We start from the raw sequence: 13,408 nt of genomic DNA, 5'->3' as shown, positions 1-13,408 counted from the left end.
AACGTCAGCCCGCAGTAAGGAGGATCATTTATGTTAAAAACGACAACGATTCGAGAATCAAAGGGCGACCGGTTGTTTCTGCTTGGCATCTACATGCTATTAACTGTGGTGCTGATAGTCGTCCTGTTCCCGCTCATATTCATCATCAGCTCATCGTTTAGCTCACCGCAAGCTGTTGTATCCGGTAAGGTGTGGCTGTTTCCGGTCGAGTTTACGCTGGAAGGCTATAAAGCGGTGTTCCGCAATCCGCAAATCGTATCCGGTTACTCGAATTCGCTCATTTATGCAGTCGCTGGTACGGCCGTCAATGTTGCATTGACCGTCATGCTTGCTTATCCGCTAGCCAGAAAAACGTTCTACGGCCGTAATTTTATTATGGTACTCCTAGTCATCACGATGATGTTTGACGGAGGGCTTATCCCGTTCTATCTGGTCGTGAAAAACCTGCATTTGCTCGATTCTCGCTGGGCCATGATTTTGCCGGGAGCGCTGGCGGTGTTTCAGGTTATTGTCGCCCGCACCTTTTTCCAGACAACGATTCCCGATGAGATCGCCGAAGCTGCTGAGCTTGATGGATGCAGTGACATCCGGTTCATTACCAGTATCGTGATTCCGCTTTCCAAACCGATTCTTGCTGTGCTGACGCTGATGTATGCAGTCGGCCATTGGAATGCGTACTTCGATGCCTTGATTTTTCTGAAATCGCCAAATTTGTTCCCTTTGCAAATCGTGCTGCGCAACATTCTGATTCTGAACACAATTGATGCGACCATGGTGTCCAAAGTGGATCAAATGCTGGCTCAGCAGGGGCTGAAGGACTTGCTCAAGTATTCGCTTATCGTTGTTGCGAGTGCGCCCGTGCTGATCATCTATCCGTTCGTGCAGAAGCATTTTGTGAAGGGCGTCATGATTGGTTCATTGAAAGGTTAGCGCTATTGCGGCCAACAGCCCAATTAACATGAAAGGTGGTGGTGAGTTCGTCGTGCAGCTTAGATTACTTCCTTTAGGTTCAAATGATAGGGTTCGATAAAACGGGAGGAGTCGTCGATATGAAAAAATGGAAAAAAGCATATGCGGGAACAATGGGGGTAGCACTAAGCTTTTCGCTAGTTTTGAGCGCTTGCAGCACGGAATCAAGTACGCCTGCGGCAAGTTCATCATCAAGCAGCGCGCCAGTCGCAAGCGATGTGTTCTCACCAGTTGGACAATACCCGATCGTAAAGAAGCCGATGACGATCAAAATGTTTGCACCTCAGCTCGCCAGCATTGAGAATATGGAGACCAATACATTTACGAAATACGTTCAGGACAAGACAAACATTCAAATTAAATGGGACCTTGTACCTGACAAAGCGCTTAACGATCGCAAACAGCTGATGCTGGCAAGCGGCGATTATCCGGAAGTGATTTTACATGGGTCCTTGACCAAAGACGAGCAGATGAAGTACGGCAAGCAGGGCGTGTTTATTCCGCTGAACGATTTGATTGATAAATACGCGCCGAACTTCAAGAAAGCGATGGCTGATTTGCCTTATCTGAAAGGCTCCATTACAGCACCGGATGGCAACATTTATGCGCTTCCGCAAATAAACGAATGCTATCACTGCAACTACGCCCAGAAGCTGTGGATTAACCAGTCATGGTTGGATAAGCTCGGGCTGAAAATGCCGACAACGACGGATGAGTTTTACGAAGTGATGAAAGCATTTAAGGATAAAGATCCGAATGGCAACGGCAAAAAAGACGAAATCCCGCTGACGGGTTCCGACGACATGTGGGCAGGCAACATCGCCTCCTTTTTGATGAACTCGTTCATTATCGACGACCAAGTGGACAAAGACAGCGGAACGTTCCTCTATTTGAAGGACGGCAAAGTGGATTTGTCCGCCAATAAGCCAGAATGGAAGCAGGGATTGTTGTATCTGAACAAGTTATATAAGGAAGGATTGATCGATCCAGCGTCATTCACGCAAAACTCCGATGCGATTCAGCAGCTGGGCAACCGCCAGGACGCAAACGTCATGGGTGCCATTACGACTGCCCTGATCAGTTACGCGCACTCGCCGGACGAAAAGCATCCGCGTCATAAAGAATATGTAACCGTTCCTCCGCTCAAAGGACCGAGCGGTGTGCAGCAAGCAGGGTATTTTGCGGGAGTGGGCAGCTCGCAGATGGCAATTACGAATAAAGCGACGAAAGAACAGCAAATTGCGGCAATCCGTTTGGCTGACTATTTGTACACGGAAGAAGCGATCGTACTTGAAGAACGCGGGCCGGAGAACCAAGGATGGCGTAAAGCGAAGGACGGCGAGCAGGATATGAACGGCAAGCCGGCGAAGTATGCCATTATTCCGAAAGCTGAAACCAAAACGACGCACAACGATGGTTGGGAACAGATCGGTCCGTCTCTCCGCACATTCCAATACCGCGATTCGTGGGCAGCCCTGCAAGACCCGCTTGCTGAAGGCGCATACGAAGTTCGATTGAAGCGTGAATCGGCGAAATATGAACCTTTCCAATCGAAGATGATGTATCCGTCCAGCGTGTTCATTGCACTGGAAGATGCGGAAGTAGCAGCGCAACTGAAAACGACAATTCGCGATTACATTAAGTCCAACATGGCGCAATTCATTACAGGAAGTAAAGATATCGAGAAAGATTGGGATAGCTATGTAAAAGGGTTTGACGGTCTGCAGCTAGGCAAGTATATCGATATTTATCAAAAGGCGATTGCCAAAAAGTAATACAGAAGTTACCGTATGTTCCGCCTTCGGATCTGAATGGATCTGTTGGCGGAACTATGCGATTTTCGACTGCTATAGCTATGGCAATGATCATACAAATAAAAAGGAAGCGAGTGTGACTCATTCATGGATACTGAAGTTCTAGCGAAACCGACCCCGCAGCAGATGGCCTGGCAGGACTTGGAGCTGGGCATGTTTTGTCATTTCGGCATGAACACATTTTGTGATCAGGAATGGGGAGAGGGCACGGACTCACCGCTTAAGTTCAATCCTGCACATTTGGATGCACGCCAGTGGGTGCGGACGGCCAAGCAGGCCGGGTTCAAATATTTTGTTTTGACTGCGAAGCATCATGACGGGTTCTGCTTGTGGCCAACGAAGACGACCGACTATTCGGTCAAGTCAAGCCCATGGAAAGATGGACAAGGGGACGTAGTCCGCGAAGTGTCCGATGCTTGCCGGGAGGAAGGCTTGCAGTTCGGTTTGTACTTATCGCCTTGGGACCGCCATGAGCCGTGTTATTCGGACAAAGCGGCATATGACGATTTCTATGCGGAACAATTGACGGAGCTGTTGACACAATACGGTCCGCTTGTCGAGGTATGGTTTGATGGGGCAGGCTCTCAGGGACGGGAGTACGACTGGTCGAGAATTATCGGACTTGTCAACCAGTATCAGCCGGATGCGATGGTGTTCAATATGGGGCAGCCGACGATTCGCTGGGTTGGAAACGAAGACGGCGTTGCCCCATACCCATGCTGGAATACGGCGGAGAGCGCTAGAGAGAGCATGTTCACAAGCGACATGCTTACTTGGATGGAAGGAACTACGTCATGGGTGCCAGCGGAGTGCGATGTGCCGATCCGCAGACGGCACTGGTTTTGGCATCCAGACGACGAGAGCAGCCTCCATAGTTTGGAACACTTGATGGATCTTTACTACCGATCTGTGGGGCATGGCGCGACATTGCTGTTAAATGTGGCTCCAGATGACCGCGGTTTACTACCGGAAGTAGACGTGCAGCGAGTAATCGAACTGGGCGATGAAATCCGTCGTCGATTTGATGTTCCGATTGCCGTCACAACAGGAGAAGGCATGGAAGTAACGCTTCTTTTGGAGGGCGAGCAATCCGTCGACCATGTTGTTTTGATGGAAGACATCGCACACGGCGAACGGGTACGTGAATATGTGCTTGAAGCGCAGCATAACGGCGAGTGGGTGGAGCTTGTAAAAGGAAGCGCCATTGGTCACAAAAAAATAGACAAAATTGCAGCGGTAGAGACAAGCGCACTGAGAGTCCGGATTACCGCGTGCGCAGCGACACCGATTGTGCGCAAATTTGCCGCTTACTCGGTAAACGGTTTCGAAGGTATGAATAGATGAATACTTGGAGGTATGAAGATGAAAATCGGGCTAAGTTCTTATAGTTTGCTGCCGGCGTTGAAGTCGGAAAAAATGACCATTCTGGATGTTGTTCAGTGGGTGAAAGACAACGGCGGCGAGCATCTGGAGCTTGTTCCGTATGGGTATACTCTTGTGGATAACCTGGAGTTGGCAGATGTACTTAGGGATAAGGCGAAATCGCTCGGCATCGACTTATCGAATTATTCCATTCCTGCTAACTTCGTGCAGGAGACGGAGGAAGCGTTCGAAGCGGAGATGGAGCGCGTCAAGCAGCACGTTGATCTCGTGCATCGATTAGGCATGAGGCATATGCGCCATGATGTTACCGCCTTTACACTGCCTCCGGAGAAAATGACGATCGAATACTTTGAAACCAGTTTACCGCTCATCGTTCGCGGAAGCCAAATTATTGCCGACTATGCGGCAAACTACGGCATAACGACAACGATTGAAAATCACGGTTTCTCGGTGCAGGCGAGTGACCGGGTGCAGCGAGTGCTGGCCGAAGTGAACCGTCCCAATTTTAAAACGACATTGGATGTAGGCAACTTTATGTGCGTTGACGAAGCCCCGCTTGTCGGCGTTCGCAAAAATCTGCCTTACGCTTCCTTAATCCATTTTAAAGACTTTTATTTCAGACCGTACTATCAAGACCCCGGAGAAGGCAATTGGTTTCGGACTACAAACGGCAATTATTTAAGAGGCGCGATCGTTGGTCATGGGGACATCGAGATCAGGGAAATCATAAAGCTGATCAAAAACACGGGCTATGACGGCTATGTAACCGTAGAATTCGAAGGGATGGAAGACTGCGAAATCGGCTCGCGGATTGGTATGAATAACTTAAGAAAATTGTGGAATGAAATTTAGGTGAAAGACAAAAGCAGCCGTCCAGAATGGATGGGCTGTTTTTTCTCATACGTTTAGCATGCTAGATTCAAAGTCTTACTTTACAATATTTGGATTTTCTACTATGGTAAAAAATAATTCAAAACTTTTCAAGGGGGGAAAGGCATGGACGTTAAAATTCCGTTGTTTATTGTGACAGGTGCAAGTGGTGCAGGAAAGACAACAGTTATTAAGGAGCTCAGAGGATTATTGCCTGATGTTGATATTTTCGATATTGATTCCATTCATCCATTTGTTGGAGACGACTGGAGCAAAATTCAAAATATTTGGCTCCGTGTTGCAAGAAATATAGCCGGAAGTGGGCGAGTATCACTCATATGTGGAACCATGATGCCTTGGGATGTTGAAAAGTGTGAGGATTATCCATATTTCAAGCATATTTACTATTTGAACCTGCATTGTGACGATGAAACCCGTGAATTACGACTACGTGCAAGGGACTGGTCAGAGGAAATGATTCAAGAGCATAAGTCCTTTGCCAGGTGGTTGCTTGAAAATGCTGACAAAGCATACACACCTCCAATGCCGACCGTCGATACGTCTAAAACGGGGGTACATGAAGTGGCTTTTCAAATAAGTGAATGGGTACGCGGACATATGAATGGGCAGATTAACGGAGCTAACCATTACTAATATGTCTTAAATTGGAATAAGATGGAATACTAAATTTAATTCGCGTTTAGAGATTCGGAGGTTTTTCTATATGGTACATATTGTCCTGTTGGTCATACTGATGGCTATCATTATTTTGCCACCACTCATTTTTTTTGGTTATATGTATGCTTTATCCAAAAAACCAAAGCATTCCATCATCCGCTCCCACCCGTTCCTTGGTTGGTTGCGATACTTGCTTGAAAAGCTCGGGCCTGAGTTCCGCCAATACTGGTTTGACAATGATACGGAAGGGAAGCCTTTCTCGCGAGCCGATTTTGTGGGTATTGTGTATGCGGCGAAATACCGAACGGATCTCATCTCATTCGGCGGCAGGCGCGATTATGAGAAGCCCGGTTTCTATTTGTCCAATGCCATGTTTCCGAAATTGACTAGCGAACTTAGGGTGGATAACAAAGGGATGGTACCCGGAAAAAAATATGTAATTACCGACGAGGGGCTTTTTACTCGGAAGGAAAAATTCGTTGAAGAACAAGTAAGACCTTGGTTGCTGGATGATGACGATGTCATAGTGGTAGGTGAAAACCGCAAAAACCCTTGGCGGCTCAAAGGCATGTTCGGTGCTTCAGCCACTTCCTACGGCGCAGTCGGCGAGCATTATATTCAGTCAACAGGTAGCGGAGCAAGGATGGCGAGCGGCTCATGGATCAATACCGGTGAAGGCGGGGTTGCTGATGTACATCTTGCAACAGGGGTCGATATCATTTCACAGATCGGGCCTGGCATGTTTGGCTTCCGAGATGATAGCGGCCGCTTCTCCATAGAAGAATACAAGCACAAAGCTGAGGTCCCCAATATCAAGGCTTTTGAATTGAAGTTTCATCAGGGCGCCAAAATACGTGGCGGGCACCTCGAAGGCTCAAAGGTAACCGAGAAAGTCGCGGCAGCTCGCTTGGTGCCTGTTGGAAAAACGGTGAATTCGCCGAATCGGTTTGAATTTCTAACCAATCCGGAGGAAGCGCTCCGTTTCATAAGCACCCTACAAGAAGAAGGAGGTAAGCCGGTGGGCATCAAAATCGTCGTCGGTGATCCGAAGCGGCTAGAGCCGTTTTTCCGTTCTATGATAGAATTGGATATCTATCCGGATTTCATTACCGTAGACGGTTCAGAGGGTGGTTCTGGAGCGACATTTAAGGCGATGGCGGATGGTATGGGATTGCCGCTCTTTGCCGCGTTACTCATCCTCGACGATTTAGCTAGAAAATTCGGCGTACGCGACCGTTTCAAAATTTTCGCTTCAGGTAAACTCATAACGCCTGATAAAGTTGCAATCGCCCTAGCACTGGGTGCCGACTGTGTTAACTCCGCTCGCGGCTTTATGATGGCTAACGGCTGCATCATGGCGATGCAGTGCCATACCGGTAAGTGTCCGACCGGCATTACAACTACGGATTCCAAGTATCAGGCTGCGCTGGCGCCAGAGGAAAAGCAATGGCGGGTAATGAACTACATTCTTCAACTGAGGGAAGGCTTATTCTCGCTGGCTGCGGCCTGTGGCTTGGAGAGCCCACGTGGATTTAGGCGAGAACATGTTGTGTTTACGAACGAAAGCGGTCAATGTGTGCGAATCGTTGATTTGTTTCCTTATCCAGAATCTGATTAATAAAAATAGCAAAATTCACATATGAAACCGAAGGGCGAGGCAGCTATGAGATTATTTCCCCGGCATTTTTAAAGGAATATGAGATATCTGATGAATCCGGTGCGCTTGTTGCCCATTTCGAACAAGTAAACGGTTGGTTTTCTTCAGGAGCATTTCTTCTGAACAATCAATGCGAACAGTTGGATACTTACGAACTTGTGGTGGTAATCATGGGCATGTATGCGATTCAGAAAAGGCAGAGCGCTGCGACAAACAACTCAACCTATTGAAAAATATACGGCTTCATATTAACAACTTATTTGAATTCCAACGAATTCAGAAATATAAAAACGGAGCCCGCGTGGCTCCGTTTTTATATTTCTGAAAGCCCCTTATATAATTCTGAATAATTTACGATAGTTGATCGGAGAAATACCCTGCCATTTTTTAAAAATATGGCTGAAATTATGCAAATCATCATAACCGACCAAAACGCCAATATACTCGATTTTAAAATCTGTTTCACGTAAATAACGCTTTGCAGCTTGATGGCGCAAATCTTGTAAATACTTCTGCGGAGACAAGTCAAATACTTGTCTAAATAGACGGATAAAATGATCTTCGCTTACATTAAGACGCTGCGCCATCGTTTTATTCGTGTAGGGCAAGTGGATATTTTGTTGAAGTTCTACCTTCAAATCAAGCAGTAACTCCTCATAAATAGAAGCAGATTGCCGTCCAGACTCATGATGCAAGTTAAGCAAAGTCGCAAGAACGAGCTGCATATAACCGCGACAAACCAGAAAAGAGTCTGATTTGTTGATCTGAAAAGATTTGGCGATCTCTTCCATCCACCTAACAATCTCTAGTGGAACAGATCGGTAGCAACGGGCAAATACCAACCTTCCATCGGCTGTGATTGGCCAGAAGCAAAACAATTCCTCCTTCACTTGTCTCTCCGAAACAACCATATCTCCGTCGAATTCGATATCCAGCTCATCGTAGAGATCGAAGTGAATTCCAAGCAATCGTGCATTGGGGGAACTCATTGTTTCAATCCGATGCCTGACGGCCGGGGGGAGAATAAGCAAATCTCCGCTATAAAAGGTAACCGGCTCAGTACTATCTTCGAAATGTACGGCAATACAACCAGAGTACACATACATAAGCTCACCATCATATAGTCGCCGGGTAAAACCCTGGACAGGAGGAACGTTTTGGTGTTCAGACCCAGTGAATGCTTGGCGCGAAAGCGCGAGTGTCCAAAATTCGGGTATGGGGTTGCTTGAAACCGAAAACCATTCTGAGAATGTCACCTCATTATCACGGAAATTCACAACTTTAATTCGGAAATTGACAAATACAAACGGATTAATCTCATGATACCATATTTTTATAAACTGAAATTCACAAGAAATTGAAGAGGTGTATGATATGGAAAAACCATTAGATGGTGTAAAGGTTAAGTTGGGCGTTATTGGAGTAGGCCCTCGGGGCAGGGGGTTATTCAACTTGCTGCTAACGATGGAGGAAGTGGAAGTTGTTGCAATAAGCGATTTATATGAAGACAGATTGCAGCTTGCCGTACAGGATGCACAGGCTGTCAACCAAACGATTCCGAACACTTATACAAAATATAAAGATTTGCTGGCTCGAAACGACATTGAAGCAGTGATTGTGTCGTCCTCATGGACAAGTCATTTGGAAATCGCGATTGCCGCAATGAAAGCAGGCAAATATGTAGGCGCGGAGGTTGGGGGGGCCGCATCGCTTGAGGAATGCTGGGAGCTGGTAAGAACGTCAGAAGCAACAGGAATGCCATGCATGCTTCTGGAGAACTGCTGTTTCGGACGGGAGGAAATGGCCGTATTGAATATGGTGAGACAAGGGTTGTTCGGTGAAATCATCCATTGCCGCGGCTCATATGAGCATGATTTGCGGGAAGAGGTTGCTATGGGGATAGAGAATAGGCATTACCGGATTCACAATTATCTGAACCGAAACGGTGATGTATACCCTACGCATGGACTGGGACTGGCAGCGGCTTGTTTGAACATCAATCGTGGAAACCGATTTATCAGCCTGACATCGATTGCGTCCAAATCCAGAGGCATTAATCTTTGGGCAAATGAACATCTTGGCAAAGATCACATAGCAGCTCGCTCCAGGATCGCATTGGGTGATATTGTGACGACAATGATTCAATGTGCACATGGTGAAACCATTTTATTGACGCATGACACTTCATTGCCGAGGCCGTATTCAAGAGGAGGACGGATTCAGGGAACGAAGGGGATCTGGATGGAAGACGGCAATGTCATTCACATGGAAGGAACTAGTCCAGCGCATCAATGGGAATCGTTTGACGGCTATAAAGAACAGTTTGAACACCCGTTATGGCAGAAATTTTTGAAAGAAGGCGTAAAGGGTGGTCATGGAGGTATGGATTATTTATGTCTTCGCGATTTTGTAACAAGCGTGGCAACGCGATCCGTTCCAACAATTGATGTATATGATATGGCATCCTGGATGGCAATAACCGTGTTATCTGAACAATCGGTAAATACCGGAGGGACTGCAGTAAGTTTCCCTGACTTTACGAACGGGAAGTGGATTGAACGTACGGATGATATGATGGCAGGAACTTTCTAGAGAAAAGCGGCGAGATGGCAATAAGAATAGCGAACGCGATTATTTTAAAGGGCATGAATATTTTTAACCAAATGCAGGTGTATCATTGAGGATAACGAATAGATAACCTAAATACGAAGTTAGGTGGTGTAAAATCATGAAAGTTCTAGTTACCGGTGCCGCCGGCAATGGCGGTCAAGCTGTCTGCAGAGCATTAATTCAAGCCGGCTATTCGGTTAGAATGGCAGACGTTATGCCACCAAGTGCGGACGATTTGAGAGAAATCGAATTCGTTCGATGTGATACGAGAACCCCTGGTGATGTACGTACAGCTGTAAATGGAATGGATGCGGTTGTTCATCTAGCAGCATGGCATTGCGCACATCATCCACCCGTAAGCGATGAAACGATTTTTGCTGTAAACGTGGATGGAACATTCCATGTTCTGGAAGCATGCAGGCAAGCTGGGATTCAATCTATTGTGTATGCATCTTCCATGGCATATGGATGGGGGTCCGTTTATGGCGTCAGTAAAGTTATTGGGGAAGATCTGTGTAAGACATATCATGAAATGACCGGTGCATCGATAGCTATGCTTCGTTACCATGAGTTCATACCTCGCCCCTACTTAGAGTTCGGGGCAAGATTGCTTCGTAATGGCGTGGATAGAAGGGATGTAGCTGAAGCTACTGTTGCTTCTGTCAAGGCAGTTTTGGAAAAGAGAGTGGGGCTTTTTCGTACAATTGTTCATACAAATCACGGCATGCCGATAGAAGTAATTCAAGACTTCAAAAAATATGGTCTAGAATGGTGTGAGACACAGGTACCTGGCGCAATTCAATTGCTGAAGAAATACGAGATCGAATTGCCAGAGCAAGTGGAACAGCATGACCTTTCTGAGGCTGAAAAGGCAATTGGTTGGAAACCTCGTTATGGCTTCCTGGAGTTTTTACAAGACTTAAAAGCACGCGATGAAAAAGGGATCGATGTAACAAACTTGAGGGTACCTTCTGAAATCCCAGCATTGTGATATAGTCGTTCGAATATAGACGGAGCCACGCAGGTTTTGCGGGCTCCGTTAATTTTATAATTATTTTGCTTGTCAGCAGAAATATCATTTTGTTCTACGATCACGTTAAGAACCCCATAAACGTTGGTTGCCTTATATGAAAACAGGACGAACGAATCCGCGAGCCGAAGCTCGTCGGTAGTGCCTGAGAAGCCGAAAATCGGCTTCTCAGCATTGAGTCCCCCGCATCCATGGTGCTTAACGCATACAACGAAAAATGTTAGTTCGGGAGTAGACGATGCAAATTTTTTTCCATTTAGAATGAAAATGGGTTATTATATTAATGAAATAAAAATAGAAAGTGGGATCAATCGTGGGCCGAAAGTGGAATAACATTAAAGAGAAGAAAGCCTCTAAAGATGCAAATACAAGTCGAATTTATGCTAAGTTCGGCCTTGAAATTTATGTAGCAGCTCGGAAAGGTGAACCGGACCCTGAAGCGAATCGTGCGCTGAAAGTTGTACTCGAACGGGCCAAAACCTATAATGTGCCGAAAGCAATTATTGATCGCGCCATCGATAAAGCAAAAGGCAGCTCAGATGAAATTTATGAAGAGCTTCGTTATGAGGGCTTCGGACCTAACGGTGCGATGGTCATTGTGGACGCACTCACGAATAACGTGAACCGAACGGCTTCAAGCGTACGTGCAGCATTTAGTAAAAATGGCGGAAATATGGGTGTAAACGGCTCCGTCGCTTACATGTTCGATGCCACAGCTGTTATCGGGATTGAAGGCAAGAGCATCGATGACATCATGGAAATTTTGCTGGAAGCGGATGTAGATGTTCGTGACATTACTGAAGAAGATGAGATCGTGATGGTTTACGCTGATCCGGAGCAATTCCATGCTGTTCAAGAATCATTCAAAAAGGCTGGAATCACGGAGTTTGCCATTGCTGAACTGACGATGTTAGCTCAAAACAACGTCACTTTATCGGAAGAAGGACAAGCGCAATTCGATAAATTGATTGATGCTTTGGAAGATTTAGAGGATGTACAGCAGGTTTATCATAACGTGGAATAACCAACAAGAAATTTTATCTGATACAACATCGAATAAAGCTGTTTCCTGTAAAAAGGAACCGGCTTTTTTGTTGTTTTCTACCGTAACTGAGAAAACCGGCCACTGGATTCCTGAAGAAGCACCGGAAGAAACCAATAAGCTCTTGATCGAGTTTTTCAAAAAAGCCGCGGCATCTACTTTCTTCAAGTGTCAATCAAAAGAGACCCTCAGCCCATTGCTATGGGTCTCTTTTTTGTTATTGAACAATTTTCAGCTAATAGTGAACAACGCCGTTGTAAAAAAACGGAAATATTGAGAAGATACGAGTATCAATATATGAGTTATTTTAAAATATGCAACGACGAAATAATATACTATTCAGAAGGAGGGCTTTCATTGAAATCGAAATATTCCCTCTTAGGATTGGTTGCGTGCGTGGGGTGCATAATTCTGTGTATCATTTTTTTGTTCTGGAACCCGTATTCAAAGACGCAAGCGGAGAATGAAACGGTATTTATCTTACTTATCATGCTGATTCTTCCTGCATTTTTAGGCATTATCGCCACATTTTTGAGAAATAGAATCTTCATGTACATTGTATTTGCTTGGTCGTTGCCTTACGGTCTTTATTTATCTGTCGCGTCAATACCAAGTATTTGGAACCTTTTTAGTGTAGTCCTTATTTTATACCTCGTTTCCGCCATAAGGTTTAAATAACATTTAGGTGAATTATTCCATGTTTGGAAAGGTGGAGATGACGCTGTATCTTTCAGAATTGAATCAAAATTCTTTTTCTAAAGAGTTGATACATGACATTCTGTTTAAGAATATTAGCGATGACGGAAAGCCGTGCGATTGTATTTTCGTACCGTCAAGTCGCACAGGTACGAAGTACCGCACTCCAGCAGTTGTAGAGCAATATTTTTTAGGTCGTTCGTCGAAAATTCTATTTTCAGGTGGAGATAACGGTGAGTTTTTTGAGTCGGTACCCATGAAGGAAATGGCATTAGAGAGTGGTGTGCCTGAGAAAGACATAATCATGGAAACTAATTCGACTAATACCAAGGAAAATGTAATTGAATCATTGCTTGTGTTGGATGAATACTTAGGATTAAAGAACATACAACGTATAATGATTTGCACTGCTTTTTACCACATGCGTAGATGTCATTTAACTCTCCAAAAATATGCACCTTCATGGATTGAGTATAGTTTTTATCCCGTTCTTGACAAAACAACCAGGCCAGATAATTGGTGGAATTATGAAAATGGACGTAATCGTGTCTGTAAAGAAATAAAGGGATTGATTCATTACGCAAAGATAGGGGATATTTTGGATTTTAAGATTGTATAAGATGATTAAGGAATCATAGCTCGAAAAACATCAGGAGAAG

11 protein-coding genes are annotated in these 13,408 nt (G+C 45.4%); 10 read left to right on the top strand and 1 reads right to left on the bottom strand.

The annotated features are described in order from the left end of the window. Positions 1-30 precede the first annotated feature (30 nt). The 6 genes from ACBP55_RS26025 (at position 31) to ACBP55_RS26000 (ending at position 7,332) form a co-directional block, all read left to right on the top strand. Complete coding sequence (locus tag ACBP55_RS26025; RefSeq protein ID WP_464645779.1) at positions 31-930, top strand: carbohydrate ABC transporter permease; 900 nt, start codon at positions 31-33, stop codon at positions 928-930. A gap of 119 nt (positions 931-1,049) precedes the next feature. After that, entirely contained in the window at positions 1,050-2,744 is a 1,695-nt protein-coding gene (locus tag ACBP55_RS26020; RefSeq protein WP_464645778.1) for an ABC transporter substrate-binding protein, read from the top strand. Between the two features lie 126 nt (positions 2,745-2,870). After that, the gene (locus tag ACBP55_RS26015; RefSeq protein WP_464645777.1) at positions 2,871-4,127 is read left to right on the top strand and encodes an alpha-L-fucosidase; all 1,257 of its coding nucleotides are present in this window, start codon (positions 2,871-2,873) and stop codon (positions 4,125-4,127) included. A gap of 18 nt (positions 4,128-4,145) precedes the next feature. Next, entirely contained in the window at positions 4,146-5,018 is an 873-nt protein-coding gene (locus tag ACBP55_RS26010) for a sugar phosphate isomerase/epimerase family protein (RefSeq protein ID WP_464645776.1), read from the top strand. A 144-nt stretch (positions 5,019-5,162) separates the two neighbouring features. Continuing rightward, complete coding sequence (locus tag ACBP55_RS26005) at positions 5,163-5,690, top strand: AAA family ATPase (RefSeq protein ID WP_464645775.1); 528 nt, start codon at positions 5,163-5,165, stop codon at positions 5,688-5,690. 70 nt (positions 5,691-5,760) lie between these two features. After that, a complete protein-coding gene (locus ACBP55_RS26000) occupies positions 5,761-7,332 on the top strand; it encodes a glutamate synthase-related protein (protein WP_464645774.1) in 1,572 nt (523 codons plus the stop codon). Positions 7,333-7,703: 371 nt separating this feature from the next. On the opposite strand, the gene ACBP55_RS25995 is transcribed toward ACBP55_RS26000, so the two are convergent. Further along, positions 7,704-8,477, bottom strand: coding sequence for a helix-turn-helix domain-containing protein (locus ACBP55_RS25995; RefSeq protein ID WP_464645773.1), 774 nt, complete (start codon positions 8,475-8,477; stop codon positions 7,704-7,706). A gap of 268 nt (positions 8,478-8,745) precedes the next feature. Here ACBP55_RS25995 and ACBP55_RS25990 point away from each other — a divergent pair, with 268 nt between their 5' ends. The 4 genes from ACBP55_RS25990 to ACBP55_RS25975 all read left to right on the top strand — a co-directional run bounded on the left by ACBP55_RS25990 (position 8,746) and on the right by ACBP55_RS25975 (position 13,368). Beyond that, positions 8,746-9,963 carry a Gfo/Idh/MocA family protein gene (locus ACBP55_RS25990; protein ID WP_464645772.1) on the top strand — a complete coding sequence of 406 codons (1,218 nt, stop codon included), beginning with the start codon at positions 8,746-8,748 and terminating at the stop codon, positions 9,961-9,963. A 136-nt stretch (positions 9,964-10,099) separates the two neighbouring features. Beyond that, positions 10,100-10,972: an NAD-dependent epimerase/dehydratase family protein gene (locus ACBP55_RS25985; RefSeq protein WP_464645771.1), complete on the top strand. Its 873-nt coding sequence runs from the start codon at positions 10,100-10,102 to the stop codon at positions 10,970-10,972. 352 nt (positions 10,973-11,324) lie between these two features. Beyond that, positions 11,325-12,035: a YebC/PmpR family DNA-binding transcriptional regulator gene (locus ACBP55_RS25980; protein ID WP_464645770.1), complete on the top strand. Its 711-nt coding sequence runs from the start codon at positions 11,325-11,327 to the stop codon at positions 12,033-12,035. Between the two features lie 715 nt (positions 12,036-12,750). Further along, positions 12,751-13,368, top strand: a complete 618-nt coding sequence (locus tag ACBP55_RS25975) for a YdcF family protein (protein WP_464645769.1) — start codon at positions 12,751-12,753, stop codon at positions 13,366-13,368. Positions 13,369-13,408 lie beyond the last annotated feature (40 nt).

This window comes from Paenibacillus sp. WG02, from assembly GCF_055396115.1.
The sequence above is the reverse complement of the archived record's forward strand: the minus strand, read 5'-3'. Positions and strand labels throughout refer to the sequence as shown.